The 23561-nt window shown below is 60.3% G+C and carries 24 protein-coding genes; 18 read left to right on the top strand and 6 right to left on the bottom strand.

Annotated elements, in window-relative coordinates; all coding sequences use genetic code 11:
• The first annotated feature begins 103 nt into the window (after positions 1–103).
• The 10 genes from nagZ (at position 104) to ASC97_RS13720 (ending at position 9113) form a co-directional block, all read left to right on the top strand.
• Positions 104–1117 (top strand): beta-N-acetylhexosaminidase, encoded by a 1014-nt coding sequence (nagZ, locus tag ASC97_RS13765; protein WP_057469361.1) that lies wholly within the window; start codon positions 104–106, stop codon positions 1115–1117.
• A 20-nt stretch (positions 1118–1137) separates the two neighbouring features.
• A complete protein-coding gene (locus ASC97_RS13760) occupies positions 1138–1998 on the top strand; it encodes a segregation and condensation protein A (protein ID WP_057468872.1) in 861 nt (286 codons plus the stop codon).
• Positions 1995–2708: an SMC-Scp complex subunit ScpB gene (gene scpB, locus ASC97_RS13755; RefSeq protein ID WP_057468871.1), complete on the top strand. Its 714-nt coding sequence runs from the start codon at positions 1995–1997 to the stop codon at positions 2706–2708. Before ASC97_RS13760 ends, scpB begins: the two co-directional genes overlap by 4 nt.
• Positions 2709–2893: 185 nt before the next feature.
• The gene (locus ASC97_RS13750; RefSeq protein ID WP_057468870.1) at positions 2894–3094 is read left to right on the top strand and encodes a twin-arginine translocase TatA/TatE family subunit; all 201 of its coding nucleotides are present in this window, start codon (positions 2894–2896) and stop codon (positions 3092–3094) included.
• 50 nt (positions 3095–3144) lie between these two features.
• A complete protein-coding gene (gene tatB / locus ASC97_RS13745) occupies positions 3145–3792 on the top strand; it encodes a Sec-independent protein translocase protein TatB (protein WP_057468869.1) in 648 nt (215 codons plus the stop codon).
• Positions 3789–4616 (top strand): twin-arginine translocase subunit TatC, encoded by an 828-nt coding sequence (gene tatC / locus ASC97_RS13740; protein ID WP_057468868.1) that lies wholly within the window; start codon positions 3789–3791, stop codon positions 4614–4616. Before tatB ends, tatC begins: the two co-directional genes overlap by 4 nt.
• Positions 4617–4718: 102 nt before the next feature.
• Entirely contained in the window at positions 4719–6002 is a 1284-nt protein-coding gene (serS, locus tag ASC97_RS13735; protein WP_057468867.1) for a serine--tRNA ligase, read from the top strand.
• Positions 6003–6006: 4 nt separating this feature from the next.
• The gene (gene surE, locus ASC97_RS13730; RefSeq protein WP_057468866.1) at positions 6007–6774 is read left to right on the top strand and encodes a 5'/3'-nucleotidase SurE; all 768 of its coding nucleotides are present in this window, start codon (positions 6007–6009) and stop codon (positions 6772–6774) included.
• 6 nt (positions 6775–6780) lie between these two features.
• Positions 6781–7434: a protein-L-isoaspartate(D-aspartate) O-methyltransferase gene (locus ASC97_RS13725; RefSeq protein ID WP_057468865.1), complete on the top strand. Its 654-nt coding sequence runs from the start codon at positions 6781–6783 to the stop codon at positions 7432–7434.
• A gap of 128 nt (positions 7435–7562) precedes the next feature.
• Entirely contained in the window at positions 7563–9113 is a 1551-nt protein-coding gene (locus ASC97_RS13720) for a peptidoglycan DD-metalloendopeptidase family protein (protein WP_057468864.1), read from the top strand.
• A gap of 80 nt (positions 9114–9193) precedes the next feature.
• Here ASC97_RS13720 and ASC97_RS13715 read toward each other — a convergent pair whose 3' ends face one another.
• Positions 9194–10066 carry an ATP-binding protein gene (locus ASC97_RS13715; protein ID WP_057468863.1) on the bottom strand — a complete coding sequence of 291 codons (873 nt, stop codon included), beginning with the start codon at positions 10064–10066 and terminating at the stop codon, positions 9194–9196.
• A gap of 194 nt (positions 10067–10260) precedes the next feature.
• Here ASC97_RS13715 and yajC point away from each other — a divergent pair, with 194 nt between their 5' ends.
• The 7 genes from yajC (at position 10261) to ASC97_RS13680 (ending at position 16925) form a co-directional block, all read left to right on the top strand.
• Positions 10261–10608: a preprotein translocase subunit YajC gene (gene yajC, locus ASC97_RS13710; RefSeq protein WP_057468862.1), complete on the top strand. Its 348-nt coding sequence runs from the start codon at positions 10261–10263 to the stop codon at positions 10606–10608.
• A gap of 55 nt (positions 10609–10663) precedes the next feature.
• Complete coding sequence (secDF, locus tag ASC97_RS13705; RefSeq protein WP_057468861.1) at positions 10664–13225, top strand: protein translocase subunit SecDF; 2562 nt, start codon at positions 10664–10666, stop codon at positions 13223–13225.
• A 4-nt stretch (positions 13226–13229) separates the two neighbouring features.
• The gene (locus ASC97_RS13700; RefSeq protein WP_057468860.1) at positions 13230–13616 is read left to right on the top strand and encodes an Mth938-like domain-containing protein; all 387 of its coding nucleotides are present in this window, start codon (positions 13230–13232) and stop codon (positions 13614–13616) included.
• 2 nt (positions 13617–13618) lie between these two features.
• A complete protein-coding gene (locus tag ASC97_RS13695; protein WP_057468859.1) occupies positions 13619–14470 on the top strand; it encodes a phytoene/squalene synthase family protein in 852 nt (283 codons plus the stop codon).
• Between the two features lie 70 nt (positions 14471–14540).
• Complete coding sequence (locus ASC97_RS13690) at positions 14541–15008, top strand: hypothetical protein (RefSeq protein ID WP_057468858.1); 468 nt, start codon at positions 14541–14543, stop codon at positions 15006–15008.
• 175 nt (positions 15009–15183) lie between these two features.
• Complete coding sequence (locus ASC97_RS13685) at positions 15184–15846, top strand: peroxiredoxin (protein WP_057468857.1); 663 nt, start codon at positions 15184–15186, stop codon at positions 15844–15846.
• A gap of 41 nt (positions 15847–15887) precedes the next feature.
• The gene (locus tag ASC97_RS13680) at positions 15888–16925 is read left to right on the top strand and encodes an MBL fold metallo-hydrolase (RefSeq protein WP_057468856.1); all 1038 of its coding nucleotides are present in this window, start codon (positions 15888–15890) and stop codon (positions 16923–16925) included.
• Between the two features lie 42 nt (positions 16926–16967).
• Here ASC97_RS13680 and trmFO read toward each other — a convergent pair whose 3' ends face one another.
• From trmFO to ASC97_RS13665, 3 genes are all read right to left on the bottom strand, one after another.
• Positions 16968–18401, bottom strand: a complete 1434-nt coding sequence (gene trmFO, locus ASC97_RS13675) for a methylenetetrahydrofolate--tRNA-(uracil(54)-C(5))-methyltransferase (FADH(2)-oxidizing) TrmFO (RefSeq protein ID WP_057468855.1) — start codon at positions 18399–18401, stop codon at positions 16968–16970.
• 71 nt (positions 18402–18472) lie between these two features.
• The gene (locus ASC97_RS13670) at positions 18473–20536 is read right to left on the bottom strand and encodes a 2Fe-2S iron-sulfur cluster-binding protein (protein WP_057468854.1); all 2064 of its coding nucleotides are present in this window, start codon (positions 20534–20536) and stop codon (positions 18473–18475) included.
• A gap of 52 nt (positions 20537–20588) precedes the next feature.
• On the bottom strand, positions 20589–21206 hold the full coding sequence (locus ASC97_RS13665) for a glutathione S-transferase family protein (RefSeq protein ID WP_057468853.1): 618 nt from the start codon (positions 21204–21206) through the stop codon (positions 20589–20591).
• A 111-nt stretch (positions 21207–21317) separates the two neighbouring features.
• Here ASC97_RS13665 and ASC97_RS13660 point away from each other — a divergent pair, with 111 nt between their 5' ends.
• Positions 21318–22205 (top strand): LysR family transcriptional regulator, encoded by an 888-nt coding sequence (locus tag ASC97_RS13660; protein ID WP_057468852.1) that lies wholly within the window; start codon positions 21318–21320, stop codon positions 22203–22205.
• A gap of 98 nt (positions 22206–22303) precedes the next feature.
• Here ASC97_RS13660 and ASC97_RS32950 read toward each other — a convergent pair whose 3' ends face one another.
• A complete protein-coding gene (locus ASC97_RS32950) occupies positions 22304–22447 on the bottom strand; it encodes a DUF1127 domain-containing protein (protein ID WP_082529987.1) in 144 nt (47 codons plus the stop codon).
• Between the two features lie 295 nt (positions 22448–22742).
• The gene (locus ASC97_RS32945; RefSeq protein WP_082529986.1) at positions 22743–22886 is read right to left on the bottom strand and encodes a DUF1127 domain-containing protein; all 144 of its coding nucleotides are present in this window, start codon (positions 22884–22886) and stop codon (positions 22743–22745) included.
• Between the last annotated feature and the right edge of the window lie 675 nt (positions 22887–23561).

Here is a 23561-nt window from a genome sequence, read left to right as displayed (position 1 = left end):
TGGACCAAATCGGTTGGAAAACGGCGGGCATTGTCCCGCCGTTTTTTTGTGAATGACGGTTGACGCGGCTCGTAATTTGGCCCGGCACCACTATGATTCGAGTATGACCGAATCAAAAGCAATGATCCTGGGCTGCAGCGGCCTTTCCCTTACGCCCGACGAGAAGGCCTTCTACAAGGCGGAACGCCCATGGGGCTTCATCCTCTTTGGACGCAATATCTCGGAACCGCGGCAGATCAGCGATCTCGTCGCTGAAATGCGCGAAAGTGTCGGCTGGCACGCACCGGTCCTGATCGACCAGGAAGGCGGGCGTGTGCAGCGGATTCGTCCACCCATCTTTCAGCACTACCCCTCCGGACAGCAGCTCGGCGACCTCTACCGGCAGGACAAGGAGCGGGGCAAGCGCGCCGCCTGGTTGATGTCGCGCCTGCATGCGTTCGACCTGTCGCGGTTCGGCATCAATGTTGACTGCCTTCCGGTTCTTGACGTTCCGGTGGAAGGCAGCAGCAACGTCATCGGAAACCGCGCCTACGGCGGCGAACCCACCACGGTGACTGAGATGGGCATGGCGGCGGCTGAAGGGCTCAAGGCCGGCGGGCTATTGCCTGTCATGAAGCACGTGCCGGGCCACGGCCGCGGATTCGCCGATTCTCATCATGAATTGCCGGTGGTCGACGTTTCGCGGGACGAGCTGGAAGCACATGATTTCCCGCCGTTCATTGCCATGAAGGACGAACTCCTGGCGATGACCTGCCACGTCGTCTTCACGGCGATCGATCCGGACAATCCGGCAACGACGTCTCCCAAGGTGATTGACGGGATCATTCGCAAGCGTATCGGTTTCGATGGCCTGTTGCTGTCCGATGATACCTCGATGAACGCCCTGGCAGGGTCGATCGGCGAGCGCGCTGCGAATATCATCGGCGGTGGATGCGACATCGTTTTGCACTGCAACGGGCACATGGACGAGATGCAGCAGGTCGTGGCCAACGTGCCGGTCCTCGGTGGCAAGCCGCTTGAGCGGGCGAAGGCGGTGGAGAACGGCTTTCCCACGCCCGACGCGGCGCAAGAGGCTGCCATCCGGGCCGAGTTCGATGGAATGTTTGCGACGGTCTGATTGCAGAAGGAGTACGGCGCTTGAACACGACAAAGGCCCCGGAACGGCCACGGGCGGCCATAGCGCCGATGGACAAGCTTTGGCAGGACAACGGTGCCGAACGCGCGTCCAACGATCCGGCGCTGCTTATCGACGTTGCGGGCTTCGAAGGCCCGCTTGACCTTCTGCTTTATCTCGCTCGCAACCAGAAAGTCGATTTGTCACGTATTTCGGTCCTCGCGCTGGCCGAACAGTACCTGCAGTTCATCGACAGCGCGCGTCGCATCCGGATTGAGCTTGCGGCCGACTACCTCGTCATGGCGGCGTGGCTTGCCTATTTGAAGTCGCGGCTGCTGATACCCCAGCAGGCCAAGGACGACGGTCCATCGGGCGAGGAGATGGCGGCGACGCTTGCCTTCCGCCTGAAGCGTCTGGAGGCGATGCGCGAGGCCGCCGGCGGGCTGATAAACCGAAATCGCCTCGGTCGCGACGTGTTTGCGCGTGGTGCTCCGGAGCATATCCCGGATCGGCCGAGGTCTGCATACGATGCCAGTCTCTACGATCTGCTGACAGCCTATGCCTCGCTGCGGCAGCGCCAGGCTGTCAGCCAGGTTACGATTGCGCGTCGCAACGTCTGGTCGCTGACCGACGCCCGCGAATTGCTGACCCGCCTTATCGGCGAAATTGTCGACTGGACGGCGCTTGAACAGCACCTGTATCGCTACATGGCGTCCCCCGAAGATCGGGTGACGGCCATCGCCAGCGCCTTTGCCGCCTCGCTGGAACTGGTGCGCGAGGGCAAGCTGGAGATCCGCCAGGACGGGGCATTCCAGCCGATATACCTGCGGCGCGGACCAAGACATGCGACACTGCAGATCGTCGAACAGGAGCAACCGGCTTGACCGATCTCGAAGACGCAACAGAGCGCGAAGACGAAGAACTGTCGACTGAAGACCCCCATGCGGAGGCAGAAGCAGAACGCATCGCCGAAGCCCTGGTTTTCGCGTCGTCGCAGCCCGTGTCGGAAGGCTTCATTGCCGACCGGCTGCCCAGAATATTCAACGTCCGCGCCATAATGCTGAGGCTGAAGGATCAGTATGCGCATCGCGGCGTCAATCTTGTGCAGGTCGACGATGCGTGGGCGTTTCGCACTGCCGCCGACCTGTCTTTCGTCATCCGCAGCGACGAGGACGAAGTAAAGAAGCTCTCGCGTGCCGCCTTGGAGGTTCTTGCGATCATAGCCTATCACCAGCCGGTGACGCGTGCGGAAATCGAGGATATCCGCGGCGTGCAGACCTCTCGCGGCACGCTGGATGTGCTCATGGAGGCGGGTTGGGTTCGCTTTCGCGGCCGGCGGCGCACGCCCGGCAGGCCTGTGACGCTCGGGACCACCCGCGACTTCCTCGACCATTTTGGCCTGGAGGAGCTGCGCGATCTTCCGGGGATCGAAGAGCTGAAGGGTGCAGGCCTGCTTTCCGGCCGCATCCCCGCCAATTTCAACATCCCGTCGCCCTTGATGAGTGACGAACTGACCGAGGACGAAGATCCGATTACGCAGCTGGATCTCGAAGAGCTTGGCCTTCTGGCGCCCGGCGGTGCAGCCGAAGATTAGCGCGACTTGTCTTTGTTTCGCCATTCATGGCGAAAACAATGCGGATCAGAGCTTTTCGACGGCTCGACGACTTGTCACAACGGGCGATCCCGTGACATTAAGCATCAATCCAAGGGGAATTTAGATGTTGGAATTGATGTCGGAAATTCTTACATCAGGAAGCATCGCAACAGGGAGTTAGCGTAATGGGTTCTTTTAGCATGTGGCACTGGCTGATCGTTCTGGTCATTGTGCTGTTGTTGTTCGGTCGCGGCAAGATTCCGGAACTGATGGGTGACGTTGCCAAGGGCATCAAAAGCTTCAAGAAGGGGATGAATGACGAAGACGCCCCCGAGGCCACGACCCCCGGCAAGACCGTCGATCACAAGGCCGACGAAACGAAGTAACTACGTCCGGGCAAACGCAGCCCCCGCGTTTTCCCGCCCAGGAGCCTTGAATGTTCGATATTGGCTGGACCGAGCTGCTTGTCATCGCGGTCGTACTGATTGTGGTGGTTGGTCCCAAGGATTTGCCGCCGATGCTTCGTGCGTTCGGAAAAATGACGCAGCGTGCGCGCAAGGTCGCGGGCGATTTCCGGGCTCAGTTTGACGAAGCGTTGCGCGAGGCGGATCTGGACGAAGTCCGCCAAACCTTAAGCGATGCGCAGAAGCTGAACCCTGTCAATACGTTGCGCGAAGCAATGAACCCGCTTCGGCAGATGGGCAACGAGATCAAGGCAGATCTGCAGAAGGCCACGACCGTCGACAACAAGACTGAGGTTCCGCCGGAGGTCATGTCCACGCCTGAACCGTCGATGAGCCTGCCTGAGACACCTCCGGTCATGTCGCCTCCGACGCCTCGAGCGGCTGTCGCTAGTGAATTGCCCGGTGCAGTCGTTTCGGAGGCACCAAAGGCGGCGCGCAAGCCACGCGCCAAGGCTGCGGACAAGGCCGATGCCGCCGCGGCCATTGCCGTTGTTCCGGCCGAAAAGCCGAAGCGTACGCCTGCGCAAACCACTGTAGCAAAGAAGCCGACGACCGTTGCAGTCGAGGCCACAGCCGGTACGAAGAAGACGGCAGCGAAAAAGAAGAAGGACGAAGCATGAGCGGTGATATTGAAGACAAGCCGCAGCCGCTGATCGAGCACCTGATGGAACTCCGCACGCGACTCATGTGGTCGATCGGTGCTTTTTTCGTCGCCTTTATCGTGTGCTTCATTTTTGCCAAGCACCTCTTCAATGCCCTGGTTTATCCCTATAAGTGGGCGGTCGTCTGGGCACATCTCGATGTTTCCAAGGCGCAGCTGATCTACACTGCTCCCCAGGAATTCTTCTTCACGCAGGTGAAGGTTGCGATGTTCGGCGGTCTTGTGATCGCCTTCCCGATCATCGCGGCGCAGATCTACAAGTTTGTCGCGCCCGGCCTCTACAAGAACGAGCGCGCTGCCTTCCTGCCGTTTCTGATCGCGTCGCCGGTGCTGTTCCTCATGGGGGCGTCTCTGGTCTACTTCTTCTTTACGCCGATGGTCATGTGGTTCTTCCTGACCATGCAGCAGGCGCCGGGCGAGGGCGATGTCGCGATCTCGCTGCTTCCGAAGGTATCCGAATATCTCAGCCTCATCATGACGCTGGTCTTCTCCTTCGGCCTCGTATTCCAGCTTCCTGTGGTCACAACCCTGCTCGCACGTGTCGGACTCCTGACGTCGGACTGGCTTCGTGAGAAGCGCAAGTTCGCGATCGTACTCGCCTTTATCGTCGCTGCGGTGCTGACGCCTCCCGATCCGATGTCCCAGATCGGCCTTGCACTGCCGACGATCATTCTCTACGAGATTTCCATCTACGCGGCGCGACTCGTGGAGCGCCAGCGTGCTCGTGAGACGGTCAAAGAGGCTGACGGGTCCGCGGACGTTGCCAAGACGGACAGCGTCTGAGCGGTCCTCCCGAAATTCTCTCGATGAGCGCTTCCGAACATCCGGTCGAAGCCCGGTCAGGCTTTGGCCGGGTTATCCCTTTTGCAACGACCTGGAACGACGATGCTCGATATCAAATGGATCCGTGAGAATCCCGAAGCGCTGGACGCTGCCCTTGCCAAGCGTGGCGCGGAGCCCTTGTCCGAAAGCCTGATCGCGCTTGATGAGAAGCGCCGCTCCGCCGTTCAAAAGGTTCAGGACATGCAGTCCCGCCGAAACGCTGCCTCGAAGGAAATCGGCGCGGCGATGGCGCAGAAGAACAGCGACCTTGCCGAAAAATTGAAGGCGGAAGTCAGTGACCTCAAGGTGCTGCTTCCTGCGGCGGAAGAAGACGACCGCAAGTATTCGGAAGAGCTCCATGACGCGCTTGCGCGCATTCCGAACGTTCCGCACGACGACGTTCCTGTCGGCGAGGACGAGAACGGCAACGTGGTTGCCCGCGTGGTCGGGGAAAAGCCGCGCTGGAACCATGCACCCAAGGAACACTACGAAATCGGCGAAGCGCTCGGCTACATGGATTTCGAAAAGGCTGCGAAGCTCTCCGGCTCGCGCTTCACGGTGCTGACGGGACCGTTGGCGCGGCTGGAGCGCGCTCTCGGCCAGTTCATGGTCGATCTCCACACGACCGAGCACGGCTACACCGAAGTCAGTTCTCCGCTGATGGTGCGTGCCGAGGCGCTGTTCGGCACCGGCAACCTGCCGAAGTTCGAGGAAGATCTCTTCAAGACGACCGATGGCCGCTACCTCATTCCGACAGCCGAAGTCACGCTCACCAACCTGGTGCGGGAGGAAATTCTCGATCACGAAAAGCTGCCACTTCGTTTCACCGCCTTGACGCCTTCTTTCCGCTCCGAAGCGGGTTCGGCCGGGCGCGACACGCGCGGAATGCTGCGCCAGCATCAGTTCTGGAAGTGCGAACTCGTATCGATCACCGATGCAGAGAGCTCGCTCGCGGAGCACGAGCGCATGACGGCCTGCGCCGAAGAGGTTTTGAAGCGCCTAGGCCTGCATTTCCGCACGATGACGCTCTGCACCGGGGACATGGGCTTTGGGTCGCGCAAGACCTACGACCTGGAAGTTTGGTTGCCGGGACAGAACACCTATCGTGAAATCTCGTCCTGCTCCGTCTGCGGCGATTTCCAGGCGCGCCGTATGAATGCGCGCTATCGCGCCAAGGACGACAAGGCGACGAAGTTCGTCCACACCCTGAACGGCTCCGGAACCGCGGTTGGGCGCTGCCTGATCGCTGTTCTCGAAAACTATCTGAACGAGGATGGATCCGTGACCGTGCCGGACGTGCTGCTGCCGTATATGGGTGGCCTGACGAAGATCGAACGGGCAGCCTGATCCTATGCGCATTCTGCTCACCAATGACGACGGCATTCACGCAGAAGGCCTCGCAGCGCTAGAGCGGATTGCGAGAACGCTCTCCGACGATGTGTGGATTGTCGCACCCGAGACCGATCAGAGTGGCCTTGCGCATTCGTTGAGCCTCTCCGAGCCGCTGCGCTTGCGCAAGATATCCGACAAGCACTTTGCGCTGAGGGGTACGCCGACCGATTGCGTCATCATGGGCATCAAGCAGGTGATGGATATCAAGCCGGACCTCGTGCTCTCCGGCGTCAATTCCGGCTCCAATGTTGCCGACGATGTAACCTATTCGGGAACGATTGCCGGGGCCATCGAAGGCACGATGCATGGCGTGCGTTCCTTCGCCCTGAGTCAGGCTTACCTCCACGAGGATGGCGCGCGCCTCGTCCCTTGGGGGGTGTGCGAGGCGCACGCGCCGGCACTGCTCGAGAAACTGATATCGCTCGATCTACCGGGCGGGACCTTCCTCAATCTCAACTTCCCGAACTGCCGACCCGAGGAGGTCGAGGGCGTTGAGGTGACGGCACAGGGCAAGCTTGCCTTCAACCTGCAGGTCGATGCCCGCGCCGACGGCCGTGGATTTCCCTACTATTGGTTGAAATTCGGAGAGCGTTCCGGCGCCTTTGTCGAGGGTACCGATATCCACGCCCTCAAACATCGCAGGATTTCGGTAACACCTTTGAAACTGGATCTGACTGATTATTCCGTACAGGACCGCGTGAAGCGGGCGCTTTCGGGTACGGAGTAAATCGCGTTGACGTCACGTCTGGTCGAGAAGGAAGGGTTTGCAGCGCTCGTTCTGAGGCTGCGGGCTGAAGGCGTGTCCGATATAGACCTGCTGACCGCCGTCGAACAAACGCCGCGCTCGCTGTTCGTGCCGCCGCAGTTTGCGGACCAGGCGTATTCCAGCCGTACAATCCCCATCGAATGCGGATCCTTCCTCGAAGGGGTCGATCTGGCCGTGCGCGTCCTGCATAGCCTGAAGGTCAAGCCGGGCCAGCGTGTTCTGGAAATCGGCACCGGGAGCGGCTTCATGACGGCTGTCATGGCCCGCATGACGGAGCGCGTCCTGACGGTCGATCGCTACAAGACGCTGACCGGCAGCGCCCAGCGGCGTATCGAATCGCTTGGGATCCGCAACGTCATCGTCCGTCAGGCAGACGGCAGCGCCGGCTTGCAGGGCGAGGGGACTTTCGATCGCATCCTGGTCACCGCGGCCTTCAATGCCATGCCGCGCTTTTATGCGGACCAGCTCGTATCGGGTGGCTCGATGATCGCCCCGCTGATGATTTCGGACACGGAATGCCGTCTTGTGCGCTTGACGAAGACCGGTAGCCGTTTCGAGCGCGAAGAGCTGTTCAACTCACCTTACCTGCCTATCGTGCCGCGCGTTGCGTCACAGCTCTGAGCACCTTCGGCGTCTATGGTTAGCAATCTCTCAAAAAGATCGCACTGATTCCCGCGCTTTAACCGGGTGGTAATACTAACGCGCTTTAATAATCCCACAAACGGTTGCGTCATTCAGTGGGTCGAGTCATGCGTTTCAGTCTTTCGCCAAGCTTCGGGAAGTCTGCCGGTAATGTCCTGATTGCGGCTTTCCTGGCGAGTGTCGCAACGGGGTGTAGTTCCGATGTGACACGTTTCGGTGGTCTGTTCTCTTCTTCCGGTCAGGATCAACTGACGACCGGTTCCATTCCGCGCAGAAGCGGCGTGCAGGCCGATCCCATACCTCAGGCCGATTTGCAGGGCAGTTATCCTGCGGGCGGTCAGGCTATGAGCCAGTCGTACCCTGCGCAGCCGGCTTACGGGTCCAGCGCCCGGATGGCTTCGGCGCCGGTCTCTGTCCAGCGGTCTGAGCTTTCGGCACCCGGCACCGTCTCGCCGGCCCGCGAAAAGCAGGTCGCTCTTGCGCAGCCTTTTCCAACGTCGACCCCATCCGCGAGATCTGCCCCGGTACTGGTGCCGCCCAAGAACGGCACCGACGCTATCGTTACAGGTACGACACCAAAGGTCTCAGGTTGGTCTTCCGCAAACGCGCCTTCAGTGACGCTCCGTCCCGGCGAAAGCGTTGCGATACTTGCCAAGCGCTATGGCGTTCCGGAGAAGGAAATCCTGCGTGCCAACGGCCTGAAGACAGCGGCTGCCGCCAAGCCCGGCCAAATCGTCCTGATCCCGACCTACAATGGCGGCAATGCCGCCAAGGCCTCGGCCCAGGCCGCCGATCTCTCGAAGAACGGCCAGGCGCCACAACCTGGCAAGTCGCAGGAGCAGAACCTAGCGGTTGTTCCTGGCGCAAACTCCGCCCGCGACAAGTCGCTGGCGAGCGCGGATCCGACCACCAAGGCGCCGGGCGCGGGCAAGAGCCCGAAGGGCGCAGGTGGTACATACGTCGTCAAGCCGGGTGACTCCCTCGCCAAGATTGCCAAGGCGACCGGTAGCAGCATTGACGAACTGAAGGCAGCAAACAACCTTTCGGCCGGCTCTATCCGTATTGGCCAGGAACTTAACTTGCCGAATGGCGCCAGCTCCCCGGATGGCATGAAGACGGCGTCGATCCCGGCCAAGGCCGAGGCGAAGCCGGTCGCACAGCCGGCGGCAGCAACGGCCACGGCCGCCGCCCAGCCGGCCACCTACAAGGCACCGGTCGCGACCGAAACCGTCGATGAAGCCGCCAAGAAGGAAGTTGCATCCGCTGCCCCCGAGGCGACGGGAATCTCCAAGTATCGCTGGCCGGTTCGCGGTGCAGTCATCGCCGCCTACGGCGCCAACGTGAACGGCAGCCGCAACGACGGTATCGACATCTCCGTACCGCAGGGCACGCCGATCAAAGCCGCCGAAAACGGTGTGGTCATTTATGCCGGTAACGGCCTGAAGGAACTCGGCAATACGGTTCTCGTCCGACACGATGACGGTACGGTCACGGTCTACGGCAATGCAGACACGCTGAGCGTCGCCCGCGGTCAAAAGATCCAGCGTGGCCAGACGGTGGCGGTCTCCGGCATGAGCGGCAACGTCAAGCAGCCGCAGGTTCACTTCGAAGTCCGTAAGGACGCGACCCCGGTGAACCCGATCACTTTCCTCGAATAGGTAATGCGTCTCGAGGACCAAGCAGAAGCCCGGCCGAAAGCCGGGCTTCTGTCGTTTGGAACGGAGTACTCCTCAGATATTCAGACGCGATCGAGAACGATACGCATGCGGCCAGCCAGGTCCTGGATGTACTGCCACGCCACGCGTCCGGAGCGCGCTCCGCGCGTCGTTGCCCATTCAAGCGCTTCGGCGTGCATCTTTTGGCGGTCGAAGGTCAGCTTGAAATAGTCGGCATAGCCGTCGACCATTGTCAGGTAGTCCTCCTGGCTGCACTTGTGGAAGCCGAGCCAGAGGCCAAAGCGGTCCGAGAGCGATACCTTCTCCTCGACCGCCTCGGACGGATTGATCGCCGTCGATTGCTCGTTCTCCATCATGTTACGCGGCAGCAGGTGCCGGCGGTTGGAGGTCGCATAGAACAGCACGTTGTCCGGCCGGCCTTCCACGCCGCCGTCGAGCGCCGCCTTCAGTGATTTGTAGGCCGTATCGTCGTGATCGAAGGACAGGTCGTCGCAGAAAACGATGACCCGGTGCGGCGTGTCCTTGAGCAGGTCAAGCAGGGCAGGCAGGCTGGCGATATCCTCGCGGTGGACTTCGACGAGCTTCAACGAGACGCCGCTTTCACCCCTGACATCCTCGTGCACGGCCTTTACCAGCGAGGATTTGCCCATGCCCCGCGCGCCCCAGAGAAGGACGTTGTTGGCCGGGTAACCATCGGCGAAGCGCACAGTGTTCTCGTGCAGAATATCGCGCACGCGGTCGACGCCGCGGATGAGCTTCAGGGCGACGCGGTTCGGCCGTGCAACCGGCTGCAGGTAGAGACGGGAAGGAGACCACACGAAGCAGTCTGCCGCGTCCCAGTCGTTGGCTGCGGGCGCCGGGCCGGCAAGACGCTCGACAGCATCGGCCAGACGGCGCAGTTCCGTCAGAATGACGCTGTTCAACTCTTCGGTCATTGCGGTTCCTCCTGAATGCCGTTGTTGATTTCGCTGGGAGGTAGCATGGCCTTTTGCCGGCGGAAAGGTTAAGAGGCACTGGAATCGGTACGGTTTCCGGCTGTTTCTGTTGCATTCGCAAAGACCATAATTATAGTCCGGCCACCCGAGAAATGGCGACGTTTCGCCTCCGGAAAAGTTTTGAGGAGTTTAGCATGTTCATCACCCCGGCATTCGCCCAGGCCGCAACCGACACCGCGGCGTCGCCGTTCGGTTCGGGCTTTGAAATGATCATCCTGTTCGTGCCGCTGATGGTCGTCTGGTATTTCCTGTTGATCCGTCCGCAGCGTGCCCAGGCAAAGAAGCGCGAGGAGACGCTGAAGGCGATCCGTCGCGGCGACCAGGTCGTCACCGGCGGCGGTCTTGTCGGCAAGGTCACCAAGGTTATTGACGACAAGGAAGTCGAAGTTGAAATTGCCGACGGCGTGCGCGTGCGCATTGTCCGGACCGGTATCTCCGAAGTCCGCGTCAAGGGTGAACCTGTAAAGGCAGACGCCGCGTAACGAAAACCATACATCCGCGAACCGGATTGCCCGGATCTGATATAGTCGAGAGAAAATGCTTCATTTTTCCCGCTGGAAGACCGTTCTGATCTGGTTCGTGGTTCTGGTGGCCGTGTTGATCGCGGCCCCCAATCTGTTGTCGGACAAGAAGCTGGGCCTTTTGCCGTCCTGGCTGCCACACAATCGCGTTGCCTTGGGCGCCGACCTGCAGGGCGGCACGCATCTGGTTTTCCAGATCGAGCGCGCCGATATCGCCAGGGAGCGGCTGGAGAGCACCGTTCGCGAGATCAGCGGCAAACTTCGCCAGTCAAAAATACGCTACACCGGGCTGACCGGCAACGATCAGACCGTCACTGTGAAGATCACCGATCCGAACCAGGTTCAGGCGGCCATCGATTCCCTTGAGGACCTGACCGCGACCACGAAGGGCGGCTACCTCGTGGGGTCGAGCCAGAACGTCAGTCTGCAGCGAGGCGAAGGCGGGCAGCTCACCCTTCAGATTGGCGATAGCGCGCTCGAGAGCAGCATAGCTGCCGCGCAGGCGCAGTCCGTGGACATTGTCCGTCGTCGCATTGCTGAGACCGGCAGCAACGATTTTGCCGTTCGGGCCGAAGGCGCCGATCGGATCGATGTGCAGGTATTCGGCTCCGTCGACGCTGAGCGCGTGAAGAGCATTCTCAACGAACCCGCCAAGCTCTCCGTCCGCATGCTCGACGAGAGCATGTCAGGCCAGGACGCACTCGGCGGACGCTGGCCTGCGACTTCGGAGGTGCTCTACTCGCTGGACGATCCGCCGATTCCATATCTCGTTGACCGCACGGACTTCATCGTCGGCAAGAACATCACCGATGTGCAATCGGCGGCGGATGCTGAGACGCAGGCGGTTTCGATCAGCTACAAGCTCGATGCTGAAGGGACTGAGCGTCTTGCGCAGAAGACGCGACAGAATATCGGCCGCCACCTCGCGATCATTTTCGATGATCAGGTGATGGCCGCGCCCCTTATCGACGCGCCGATCGTCGACGGCGCGGGCATCATCCCCGTCAGCTTTACGGAAGATGGCGCGCGCGATCTCGCCTTGATGTTGCGGGCCGGGGCTCTGCCAGCGACGCTGACGACAGTCGAAGAACGCACGGTCAGTCCTGCTCTGGGTGCTGAATCGACACGTGCGGGCCTCGTGGCGGGCGTCGTGGCGGCGATTCTGGTAATTGGCCTGATGTACGGCTTCTATCGCGGATTGGGTCTTATCGCGGCGCTTTCGCTGCTGCTGAATCTCATTCTGATTCTCGCCGTGATGAGCCTGATAGGCGCGACCCTGACGCTACCCGGAATAGCCGGCATTGTACTGATCATGGGCATGGCCGTCGACGCCAATGTCCTGATCTATGAACGCATTCGCGAAGAGGCCAAGAGCGGACGCCCGTTTGCCGAGGCGATCGAGAGCGGCTTCTCCAAGGCGATCATGACGATCGTAGATGCGAACGTGACGATCTTCATTGCAGCCGTGATCCTCTATTTCCTTGGGAACGATGCAGTCCGCGGCTTTGCCGTGACGCTTGCCGCCGGTATCCTGACGACCGTATTCACAGCCATTACCCTCACGCGCTGGATTGTCGTAACATGGCTTCACAGACGTCACCCCAAGCATTTGCCGAAGGATGTTCACACCGGGATCTTTGACCACGCGAACATTCGCTTCATGGGTATTCGTCGATATACGTTTACGGTATCTGCGGCCTTGTCGATTGCGGCGATGATCGGCTTCGCCACAGTCGGCATGCATCTTGGTATCGATTTCGCCGGCGGCTCGATCGTCGAGGTCAAGGCAAGGCAGGGGGCAGCGGATATCGATGATATCCAGGCCCGCCTTGGCGATCTGAATATAGGAAACGTGTCCGCCCGCCGCCTCGGAGATACATCGAGCGCGTTGATTCAGCTGGAGTCTCAAGGCGGCGGCGAGAATGCGGAGCAATCGGCGATCACGCTGGTGCGGGACGAACTCGGGCAGGACTATGATTTCCGCCGCGTGGAAGTCGTCGGGCCGGCGATATCTGGCGAATTGACGAGAGCCGCTACCCTTGGCGTTCTCGCCTCGCTCCTGGTCATCCTTATCTACATCTGGGCGCGCTTCGAATGGCAGTTCGCCGTCGGGGCGATCGTAGCTACGCTTCACGACATTATCCTCATGTTGGGTCTCTTCGTCCTCACAGGCATCGAGTTCAATCTGACAAGCGTCGCCGCGCTCCTGACGATCGTCGGCTACTCCCTGAACGACACGGTGGTGGTCTACGACCGATTGCGCGAAAACCTGAAGCGCTACCGGAAGATGCCGCTGCCGATCCTGATCGACGCGACGATCAATCAGACACTGTCGCGGACAGTCTTGACTGCTGCGACCACAATGCTCGCTCTGGCCGCGCTTTCGCTTTTCGGCGGCGAGGTTATTCGTTCTTTCGCCTTCGTCATGCTCGTCGGTGTTGCCGTGGGCACATTCTCCTCCATCTACATCGCTGCACCGGTGCTGATTGTTTTCAAACTTCGCCCGGATGCGCTCGACAACGATCAAGACAAGAAAGCGGCGGAACCGGATTCTCAATCCGGCAATCCGGCAGTATAGAAATATGGCCAGAGGCATAGAAATACGTGAGGCGCATTTCCCCGGACGCGCCCCAATCGATACTTACGGCAACGGTGGCTTCCGTTTTGCTGACATGTCACATCGCGGTTCGATCCTCTGCCTTCCCTCCGGAATCCATGGCTGGGATATGGATGCGACGATGCCTCTGTCGATCGAGAATTTCCAGCGGGTCCTGGCCGAGGCCGGCGACATTGAGTTCCTGCTGGTCGGGACGGGCGTTGACATGCGTCCGATACCCGCCGACCTGAAGACGGCGCTCAAGGCGGCGGGAATCTCCTCCGATACGATGAATACGGGTGCGGCGGTGCGCACGTTCAACATCATGCTTCTGGAATCCCGTGCCGTGGCCGCGGCATTGATCGCGGTCTGAGCATGGCCGATATGTCATCGAAGAACCAGGATATCTGCCTGGCGATGCTGCGCGACAGCGATCGCGACCGATATCTTGCGTGCCTGTTGTCACCGCCCGACAAGCGTGGCGCCCTGGCAGCGCTTTATGCCTTCAACGCTGAGCTTGCCCGCATCCGCGACCTCGTCCACGAACCGCTTCCCGGCGAAGTGCGCATGCAATACTGGCGCGATCTTCTGGAAGGCAACGCGCACGGGGCGACGGAAGCAAATCCGGTAGCCTCTGCTCTGTTGTCAGCTATCGAAGCGCATCGCCTGCCGCGCCAGACGCTTGTCGACATGATCGATGCGCGCATCTTCGATCTCTACGACGATCCGATGGAGACGCGCGTCGCGTTGGAAGGCTATGCTGGGGAGACCGCATCTGCGTTGATCCAGCTGGCAAGTCTGGTGCTTGGGCCGGACGAGGCTGCGCGCTCCGCCGAAGCCGCTGGCCATGCGGGGGTGGCTCAGGCGATTGCCGGCTTGCTTCTGCTCATGCCGCTGCATCGTCACCGCGGCCAGCTATATGTTCCACTTGAAATCCTCGCTGCGACCGGGCTCGACCGAGATGCGTTTCTTGCGGGCCGTGATACGACGCGCATTTCCGCGGCGATCGAGGCTTTTGCCGGGCTGGGTCGCGATCATCTCACCAGGGCGAGAGGCGTTGGGATCTCGGCTGTTGTGTTTCCTGCCTTTCTGCCGGCCGTGTTGGCGGACCACGTCCTTGAAAAGGCCCAGAAGACGGGTGCGGCAATGTTCGAGCGGTCGATTCAACAATCGCAGTGGCGCCGGCAGATCAGAATGACACTGTCCCTGATGCGGAAGAAAATCTGATGCTGTTTAAACTCGCGCAAGGCTCATGCGTTAAGATGGCCGTTACTGCCAGTTTTGAATGGAGAGCGGCGTGAGCATTATCGTCTGGTGCGTTCTTTTCGCCATTGTGATCGGCATCGCTTTTATCTGCGTGCGCATGGCCGCACGGAACCAAGAAGATGGCTTGCATGATACCGGTCTCGCCATCATCGAGTTCAATCGCGCATTTCCCAACGAAGCGATCCGCCAGTTGCAGGCGACTGCCAACGGACAGGCCGTGTTCGTCCGCCTGCACGACAACAAGGCCAGTCTCATGCGCAATATGCTGAGACACTATGCATGCCACCTCATCGAGCCGGGCAGGGTGCGTGTATCGAGTTCTGAAACGGGCAAGGGATTGGCCATCGAATTCCTCGACGCGCCCCACCATAACGCCACGTTCGAATTCACGTCGCCGAGGGAGGCGTCGGAAGTTTCGCTCTGGCTGCTCGGCAATTATGTCGCCGAGCCGGACAGGGAGATTGTCGCGAGCATTCCCACGGCTGCCAACCGCCACTAGCGCTACGGGAACGCCTGGCCTTTGCTGGGACCGCAATAGATCGATCGTCGTTGCCTCATCCGGTTTGATGAGCAGCTGCGACCGTTTTGCGTTGCCTTGCCACCCAAACAGGAGCAAGATTTACCTCACTTGGCGAAAGCTCGAACGCAGTTTCGCGACGCGATGGAGGTGCATGATGGTTCTTGCAATCAATGATCTCGCTCCAGATTTCGAAGCCCAGACCACCCAAGGAAATATTAGCTTTCACGACTGGATCGGTAATTCCTGGGCAGTGCTGTTTTCTCATCCCAAGGATTTTACGCCCGTATGTACGACTGAGCTGGGCTACATGGCCAGGATCAAGCCCGAGTTCGACAGGCGCGGCGTCAAGATCATCGGCCTCTCCGTCGATCCGCTGGAACGCCATGCCGGCTGGATGAAGGACATCGAAGAGACGCAGGGAGTCAGGCTGAACTATCCGATGATCGCGGACGCGGATTACGCGGTGTCGAAGCGCTACAACATGCTCCCGGCCCTGGTCTCCGGTGATCCGACAGATCGCACTGCTGCCGACAATCAGACAGTGCGCAATGTCTTCGTCATCGGTCCCGACAAGAAGATCAAGCTTATCCTTGTCTATCCGATGACCACCGGACGGAATTTCGACGAGGTGCTACGTGTCATCGATTCCCTGCAGCTGACGGCCAGGCACAAGGTGGCGACGCCTGTGAACTGGAAACAGGGCGAGGATGTCTTCATCGCCGGCTCGGTCTCCGACGACGATGCCAAAAAGCTCTATCCGCAAGGCTGGACCGCGCCGAAACCCTATATCCGCATCGTGCCGCAGCCGCAGGGGTAGCCGGGCCTCGGAGCCGCATCATACCGAAGCAGGGGACGAGGATGATCTTTCGTCAGCTTTTCGATCCAGCGTCGAGCACCTATTCGTATCTGCTGGCAAGCCGACACGGCGGTGAGGCATTGATCATCGATCCCGTTCTGGAGAAGGTCGAACGCTATCTGCAGCTCGTGCGCGAGCTGGACCTCAGGCTCGTCAAGGCGGTGGATACGCACCTGCATGCCGACCACATCACCGGTCTTGGCGCCCTTCGCGACAAGACCCACTGCATTACCGTCATGGGCGAGCAGACGAAGGCCGATATCGTCTCCATGCGTCTCTCCGACAACGACAAGCTGACGATCGAGGGTCTGTCGCTCGATGTCGTCTACACTCCGGGACATACCGACGATTCCTACAGCTTCGTGCTTCCGGACCGGGTATTCACCGGGGATACGCTTCTCATTCGCGGAACGGGCCGCACGGATTTCCAGAATGGAGATCCCCGCGCTCAATTCGAATCCATCTTCGGGCGCCTTCTGAAACTGCCCGATACCACGCTGGTCTATCCCGCCCACGACTACAAGGGTGACACCGTCTCGACGATTGGCGAGGAGAAGGCTTTCAATCCGCGTCTGCAGGTGCGCTCGGCGGACGAATACGCCGATGTCATGAACAACCTGAAGCTCGCCAGCCCAAAGATGATGGATGTCGCTGTTCCGGCCAACATGCATGTAGGGCTGAATCAGGAAGAGGTCGCCCGTCATGGCTGGGTCCTGACGGCTCACCAGGCCCTGAACCTTCTCGGTGATAGCAATGTTGCCCTGATCGATCTTCGCGAAAACGGGGAGCGGCAGCGAAATGGCAGCATTCCAGGCTCGTTGCATGTTCCCTATCCGGACCTGGAGGAAAACATCGGGGATGGCGGGATGCTGCAGGCGCTGGCGCAATCCGCCAACAAGCGCCTCGTCTTCTATTGCGCGTTCGGCGAACGTTCGGCGATGGCAGTTCAGGCCGCGCACGACGCGGGGCTTGCGTCGGCCTTTCATATACAGGGCGGCATCGACGCCTGGAAGAAAGCGAGTGGTCCCGTCACGCACTGATACGAAGAAGCGGCGAACCGGTTATGGTCCGCCGCTTTGGAATCAGGCTGTTTCAGCCAGATGCACCACGTGACCGAGCCAGTCTGCACAATCCGCAAGCGCGCGCTTGGCGACGAGCTGCCGTTTCATGATCGTCTTGTCCTTGCCGCGGAAGCGCTTGACGCCCTCCGGCTTGACGATCGAGCCCGGTTCCAGCTCCGGAAACAGGCCAAAGTTGATGTTCATCGGTTGGAACGAGCGCTTGCCAGGTTCTTCGTCGGTGACGAGATGCCCGCCGGTGATGTGGCTAAGCAGCGCGCCGAGCGCCGTCGTTGCGGGCGGCAACGACACTGCCTCGCCCTTGCGCTCTGCCGCGGCGAAGCGACCGGCCAGCAGGCCGACGCTCGCGCTTTCGACATATCCCTCGCAGCCTGTAATCTGGCCGGCAAAGCGCAGACCGGGCCGGGATTTCAGCGTCAGCGAAGAATCGAGCAGCGTAGGCGAATTGATATAGGTATTGCGATGTAGGCCGCCGAGGCGGGCGAACTCCGCATTTTGCAGGCCCGGAATCATCCGGAAGATGTCCGCCTGTGCGCCGTATTTCAGCTTCGTCTGGAAGCCGACCATATTGTAGAGCGTGCCGAGGGCGTTGTCCTGGCGCAACTGGACGACCGCATAGGCCTTCACGGTCGGGTTGTGGGAGTTTGTCAGCCCCATCGGCTTCATTGGTCCGTGGCGCAGGGTTTCGCGCCCGCGCTCGGCCATGACTTCGATCGGAAGGCAGCCATCGAAATAGGGTGTGCCTTCCCACTCCTTGAAGCCCACCGTGTCGCCGGCAATGAGGGCATCGATGAAGGCGTTGTACTGGGCTTCATCCATCGGGCAGTTGATATAGTCCTTGCCGGTGCCACCGGGGCCGACCTTGTCGTAGCGCGATTGATACCAGCAGATATCCATATCGATGCTCTCGCGGTAGACGATCGGGGCGATGGCATCGAAGAAGGCAAGCGCATCTGCACCGGTCTCCGCCTGGATGGCGCTCGCCAGGGAGGGTGCCGTGAGGGGTCCGGTTGCGACGATTGCCAGATCCCATTCCTTCGGCGGCAGGCCGGAAACTTCCTCGCGAACGACGGTAATTAGCCGATGGCCATGGACCGCGGCGGTCACCGCAGCCGCAAAACCGTCGCGATCGACGGCAAGCGCTCCGCCGGCCGGCACCTGATGTTTATCGGCACAGGCCATGATCAGCGAGCCAGCCATCCGCATTTCGGCGTGGATGACGCCGACGGCATTGCTCGTTGCATCGTCGGAGCGGAACGAGTTCGAGCACACGAGCTCCGCAAGATCGTCGGTCTTGTGCGCATCGGTACCGCGAACGCCCCGCATCTCGTGCAGGACGACCGGGACGCCAGCATTGGCGATCTGCCAGGCAGCTTCCGAGCCGGCGAGCCCGCCGCCGACCACGTGGATGGGAGAATGGGAAGAGGTCTTGTTCATGCGCGGCTGATTATCATGCCGAGGCGGCACAGGAAACCGAAGAATCGAGATGCCCGCACGAGAGAACGGACCTAGAGGTCGAGTTCCAGGCGCGTGCCCGTGCCGTCCGCAGCCGGCACGGCGCAGCAGATCAGTGCTTCATCGCTCGCGGCATCGGCAGTCGGTACTCTGGTGTAGGCGACCGCGCCGGACAGAACTCTCGTCCGGCAGCTGCCGCAATTGCCGAGCCGGCAGCTGAATTCGGGGGCCAGCCCGCGCGCTTCCGCAAGTTCGAGTAGCGTGCCGTCGTTCGGCTGCCAGCGTGCCTCCTTTCCCGATTGCATGAAATAGACAGGAACCGGGCTATCGGCGGCCGCGCGCCTGGGCGCTGGCGCGTCGTCGGCGCGCGCGAGCGTGGCTGGACCGAACGCTTCTGCGTGAATACGACGATCGGCAATGCTCAGGCCGCGCAGGCCGTCATAGACCGATTGCATGAAGGCAGGCGGACCGCAGAGATAGAAGTCGTAGTCGTTGAACGGCAGGACGGCCGAGAGCAGCGCCATATCGATACGGCCCTGCTTCTCGTAATCTTCTCCGGCGACGGCGTCCCTGGCGTCCCCGAGCAGCCGAACGAGTCTGAAGACGCCGCCGGACGCATCAACCAGCGACTGGATCTCAGGGGCGAAAGCACGCTCCGCCTTGCTATGTGCTGAGTAGATCAGCCAGGTCGGCCGGATCCTTCGGGTCCGAAGCCCCTCGTAGAGCACATGCCGAAGCATGGCGAGCAGAGGCGTGATGCCAATTCCAGCCGCAAGCAGCACGGCGGGCCGCGTCTCCCGCGCGTCGATCGTGAAAGCACCCGTAGGGGCGCGGGCCTCGATGATGTCGCCCGGCCGAACAGCGTCGTGCCGATGCGTCGAAACCATGCCTTCGCGCTTGACGCTGATGCGATAGATGCCATCGGATGGTGCTGCCGAAATGGTGTAGGTGCGGACCGCTGGCACCTCCGCTCCCTCAGGTCTGACACGGATCGGCAGGTGTTGCCCGGCAAGATGCGCAATAACACCGCCGGCGTCGGCGGGCTCAAGGTAAAGCGAGCGGACGCTTGCACTCTCCTCTACGACCCGCGAAACACGCAGCGGTCGCCAACTGCGCGAAAGCTCCGCCGCGCGAATCCGGCCGGCCGCTTCATCCCAATTCCCGGTCATCAAGGAGTTGGGAGATTGCCCGTCGGCACGCGATTGCCATCTGAGCGCCAGTGCATCGGGCCTGTAGACGATCTGTCGGGGCCGGAAACGCCAGAGCCGCTCGGCACCTTGGAAGGCTGCAATCTCCGGCGAATCAAGCACCACTTCGGCATCGCCCGACAATTGCAGCAGGTCGCCACTCTCGAAATCGGAAAAAACGAGGCCGACGTGCGGATTGGTGAGAATGTTGCCGAGCGTGTTGAAGAAGAGATTGCCCGCAAAATCCGGGATCGTCAAAACGCCGTCGTCGTTGATCCTGATGAAGCCCGGCTTGCCGCCGCGATGGGAGACGTCGACCTGCCGCTCGCCGTTCTCGCGTTCGACGTAGGAAGCGACGAAGAAGGTGTCGGCCTTTTTGACGATGTCGGTCGCGCGCCCATCGAGCCCGTCAAACACGACAGGACGTTGCATCGGGGGCACCGTCCCTTCGCGCACGAACGTGAAATCCCGCAACTGGATATACTGCGGACAATTACCGTAGGCTTGGCCGACATGCACATCGAAGCTGCTCGCCGTCCTTCGGCTGATGGTGCCATTCAGCCGATTGCGCCGGCGTGTGTGGAGCTCGATGCCGAGCATACCGATGGCGTCGCCATCTTCCATGCCCCGGTCCGCGGGATCGTCAGGCTCCCGCGGAAGGTTCACGCTGAGCTTATGGGGATCCGGGCTCTGCAGAAAGCCCGGGCGGTTGGCGCGTAGCGTCGCCCAGGCGTTGCCTTGGGTGTCCACCGTCCCGAGAACGATGAAAGGCAGTTGCGGGTAAAACTGCCGGTGCTGGTCGATCAGGTGATCGCGCAGGACACGTCGGCCCACTTCGCCCATTCGCTGCGCCACGCCTACCTTTTCCTGCAATGCAATCTCCCCTGAATGCCAGGGAGAGATCGTCTCATGGTTCTCGTTCGTGAGCATAGCGTGCTCCTCCGCGGATGGCAGTATCCGCCCTGATGGAATAAATTTGCTGCTAGGCTGCGTCGCCCAATCCGACAGGTGTCCTTTGAAACGGATGAAAACCGGGGAGGACCTCGATCCGCTGGAGCCAGGCGGTGACGTTGCGATAGATGAAGCGATCGACGTTGCCTTCCGGCGCTCGAGCGACGTAGCTATAGAGCGCCACATCCGCGATTGTCGGACGGTCCGCTGCAATCCAGTCGCAATAGGCGAGCCGAGCGTCGATCAGCGCGAGAATGCGATGCGCTCGGGCGATCACTTCCTCGGTATCGAACTTCGCCCCGAAGACAGTTACAAGGCGGGCAGCGGCTGGCCCATAGGCGATCTCGCCCGCAGCAACCGAGAGCCAGCGCTGAACCGCAGCCGCACCCGCGGGATCTTCGGGAAGCCACCCCTCCGGTCCGTGCTTCTTTGCGATGTAGACAAGGATCGCGTTGGAATCGGCGATGATAACATCTCCGTCCTCAAGCACCGGCACCTGGCCGAAGGGATTGAGCGAGAGAAAGGCCGGGCTCTTATGCTCGCCGGCGGCAAGGTCGACTTCGACAATATCCGCATCCGCCCCAATCAGCGACAGGAAGAGACGAACACGATGCGAATGACCCGAAAGGGGATGAACGTGAAGTTTCATTGGTCTGCTCTCCGTTTGAATTGGGCAGAGAATAATTGTTCCGTCTGTTGAGTGGAATTTCCATAATTTGAAAGATACTATTCCACTTGATGGAATAGAACGAGGCGAGCGATGGATCGACTGCAGTGCATGAGGGTGTTGGTCAGAGTTGCGGAGACCAGCAGCTTTGCCGAGGCGGCTCGCCAACTGCATATGAGCCCTCCGGCGGTTACCCGCGCTATTGCTTCGCTGGAGGATGCAACGGGCGCTCGGTTATTCGTGCGATCGACACGTTCCGTGAAGCTTACCCCCTCGGGCGGACGCTATGTCGATGATTGCAGAAGGATTCTCGCCGATATCGAGGAAGCGGAGGCGTCAGCCGGCGGTTCACATGCCACGGCGTCTGGAATGCTGACAGTCACCGCTCCTGTGCTCTTCGGGCAGTTCCATATCATACCTGTGATGACGGAGTTTCTCGCAATGCATCCGGCCGTCACCGGGCGCGTCCTCCTGTTCGACAGGATCGTCAGCCTTGTGGAAGAAGGCATCGACGTCGCGATCCGCATCGGGCACCTGCAGGATTCAGACCAAACGGCGGTCAAGGTCGGCAGTGTGCGCCGTGTGGTTTGCGGAGCGCCATCCTATTTCGAGCGCAACGGTGTGCCGGGGAAGCCGAGCGATCTTTCAAGGCACGTCACCATCGTGAGCACCGGCTCTTCAGCGCCCTTGGATTGGCACTTTGCTCCCGATCATACAACAGTGACGCTGCGTCCGCGCTTGTATTGCAACACCGTCGATGCATCGATCGCCGCGGCAGTAACAGGTTGGGGCCTGTCGCGCGCGCTTTCATACCAGGTCGTTCGGCAGATCGCCGCCGGTCAACTGCGAATGGTCCTGGAAGACTACGAGGAGGAGCCGCTGCCAATCCATGTCGTTCACACGGAGGGCCGTCATGTCTCTGCGAAGACGCGCAGCTTCGTGGACTTCGCGGTTCAAAGATTGCGGGCGCTCGACTTATGAGCAGCGACTTCGAAAATCGAAGTGGTCAGGAAGCATAGCCCTGGAATCAAAAACGGCGCCCTGATGGCGCCGTCTTGGAAGCTCCACGCGTACCGCTATTAGCGGAAAGCGCGGGAAGCGATGTTGCGGATGTCATAGCGGCTTACGCCGATGTCAGAAAGCGTCTGGTTAGACAGGCTACCAAGTTCGCTAAGGGTGCGGCGGTAGCTGAGCCAGCTCTTTGCAATGCGGATCGGGTTCATGATCTTATTCCTCAGAATGATGATCGTGGGGGGCGTTATTGCCGCCTCAACGGTTGACATTCATATAGGCGTTCGCCGCGATATTGTGCAGTGCAATTATTAGGCTCCTGCCATGCAATTGTGCATGCGATGCACACGGAAGGTGCATGCGATAAAATTTAAGCAGAAGGCGAGAAGAGAACTTTCTGCAACCGAAGCGCTATCCGGAACCTTGGACAAAAGAAAACGCCCGTTGCCGAAAGGCAGCGGGCGTTCTGTGTAAGCGGTTGCTTGGGAGGAAGCTAACCGATTGGTATTAGCGGGTTGCTTCGCGAGCAACGCGCTGGATGTCCGAACGGTCGATGCCGAGATCGTGCAATTCGCGGTTGGTCATGCGGCCAAGTTCAGTGATGGTCTGACGATACTTGCGCCAGTTGTTAAAAGAGCGAGTGATGTTCATGTTGATCCCCTTTCCGAGGGCTGCGTCTGCCAGCTGCCGCCCATCGGCGCTGACCTGTATTTGATGAACAGAATATATGTTGCACCGCGAAGGAGCGGTAGAGACAAGTTTTCACGCCACATATGCGCAGAATGCAAAGCTTGTGGCGCAAAACAATCGATTTCGCCGCTGGTTGGTCAATGAATAGGCAGAATCGGGCCCATGCAGACGTTTTTCAGCCTGACCACGTCGCACGATCGGGGCAGTTGCGGAACGGCTGGGTCACCGCCGCTTGGTTTTGGCCGTCTCAAGCGGCATTTTGCCCATGGGGCTCAATGAGGATCATCGGCTGAAGCGGATGCAGAAAGAATCGATGGCGCGGACATCGTGACGTTCAGACACCTGAATCATTTCAGATGCTTAGCTCGAATAAAATATCCCTCAGAAAAGCAAGACGCCCACCGGGGGAGGATCCGGTGGGCGTGTGTAAGCGACTGACAACTGGGAGGAGGAGTGTCGTCAGTCTATCGGAGCGCGCCTGGGAGGAGGAGTGCGCGGCTCCGAATTCGTTACGGACATCATTTCCGCAAGTATCTAGCGAAAGCAGGGCGCAAACCCTGCAGCTCTCGCTATTTAAATAGTATGACTTATTGAGATGCTGCAGTGCAATGTTCTCATGCGACCGATGCGACAGGC

This window comes from Rhizobium sp. Root1203 (assembly GCF_001424945.1).
GTDB lineage: Bacteria > Pseudomonadota > Alphaproteobacteria > Rhizobiales > Rhizobiaceae > Rhizobium.
The sequence above is the reverse complement of the archived record's forward strand: the minus strand, read 5'-3'. Positions and strand labels throughout refer to the sequence as shown.

Bases quoted from the DNA above. Each gene is read 5' to 3' on its own strand.
- nagZ (WP_057469361.1), top strand. From the start codon at position 104: ATGACCGAATCAAAAGCAATGATCCTGGGCTGCAGCGGCCTTTCCCTT.
- ASC97_RS13750 (WP_057468870.1), top strand. From the start codon at position 2,894: ATGGGTTCTTTTAGCATGTGGCACTGGCTGATCGTTCTGGTCATTGTG.
- tatB (WP_057468869.1), top strand. From the start codon at position 3,145: ATGTTCGATATTGGCTGGACCGAGCTGCTTGTCATCGCGGTCGTACTG.
- tatC (WP_057468868.1), top strand. From the start codon at position 3,789: ATGAGCGGTGATATTGAAGACAAGCCGCAGCCGCTGATCGAGCACCTG.
- serS (WP_057468867.1), top strand. From the start codon at position 4,719: ATGCTCGATATCAAATGGATCCGTGAGAATCCCGAAGCGCTGGACGCT.
- surE (WP_057468866.1), top strand. From the start codon at position 6,007: ATGCGCATTCTGCTCACCAATGACGACGGCATTCACGCAGAAGGCCTC.
- ASC97_RS13720 (WP_057468864.1), top strand. From the start codon at position 7,563: ATGCGTTTCAGTCTTTCGCCAAGCTTCGGGAAGTCTGCCGGTAATGTC.
- ASC97_RS13715 (WP_057468863.1), bottom strand. From the start codon at position 10,066: ATGACCGAAGAGTTGAACAGCGTCATTCTGACGGAACTGCGCCGTCTG.
- yajC (WP_057468862.1), top strand. From the start codon at position 10,261: ATGTTCATCACCCCGGCATTCGCCCAGGCCGCAACCGACACCGCGGCG.
- secDF (WP_057468861.1), top strand. From the start codon at position 10,664: ATGCTTCATTTTTCCCGCTGGAAGACCGTTCTGATCTGGTTCGTGGTT.
- ASC97_RS13700 (WP_057468860.1), top strand. From the start codon at position 13,230: ATGGCCAGAGGCATAGAAATACGTGAGGCGCATTTCCCCGGACGCGCC.
- ASC97_RS13695 (WP_057468859.1), top strand. From the start codon at position 13,619: ATGGCCGATATGTCATCGAAGAACCAGGATATCTGCCTGGCGATGCTG.
- ASC97_RS13685 (WP_057468857.1), top strand. From the start codon at position 15,184: ATGGTTCTTGCAATCAATGATCTCGCTCCAGATTTCGAAGCCCAGACC.
- ASC97_RS13680 (WP_057468856.1), top strand. From the start codon at position 15,888: ATGATCTTTCGTCAGCTTTTCGATCCAGCGTCGAGCACCTATTCGTAT.
- trmFO (WP_057468855.1), bottom strand. From the start codon at position 18,401: ATGAACAAGACCTCTTCCCATTCTCCCATCCACGTGGTCGGCGGCGGG.
- ASC97_RS13670 (WP_057468854.1), bottom strand. From the start codon at position 20,536: ATGCTCACGAACGAGAACCATGAGACGATCTCTCCCTGGCATTCAGGG.
- ASC97_RS13665 (WP_057468853.1), bottom strand. From the start codon at position 21,206: ATGAAACTTCACGTTCATCCCCTTTCGGGTCATTCGCATCGTGTTCGT.
- ASC97_RS13660 (WP_057468852.1), top strand. From the start codon at position 21,318: ATGGATCGACTGCAGTGCATGAGGGTGTTGGTCAGAGTTGCGGAGACC.
- ASC97_RS32950 (WP_082529987.1), bottom strand. From the start codon at position 22,447: ATGAACCCGATCCGCATTGCAAAGAGCTGGCTCAGCTACCGCCGCACC.
- ASC97_RS32945 (WP_082529986.1), bottom strand. From the start codon at position 22,886: ATGAACATCACTCGCTCTTTTAACAACTGGCGCAAGTATCGTCAGACC.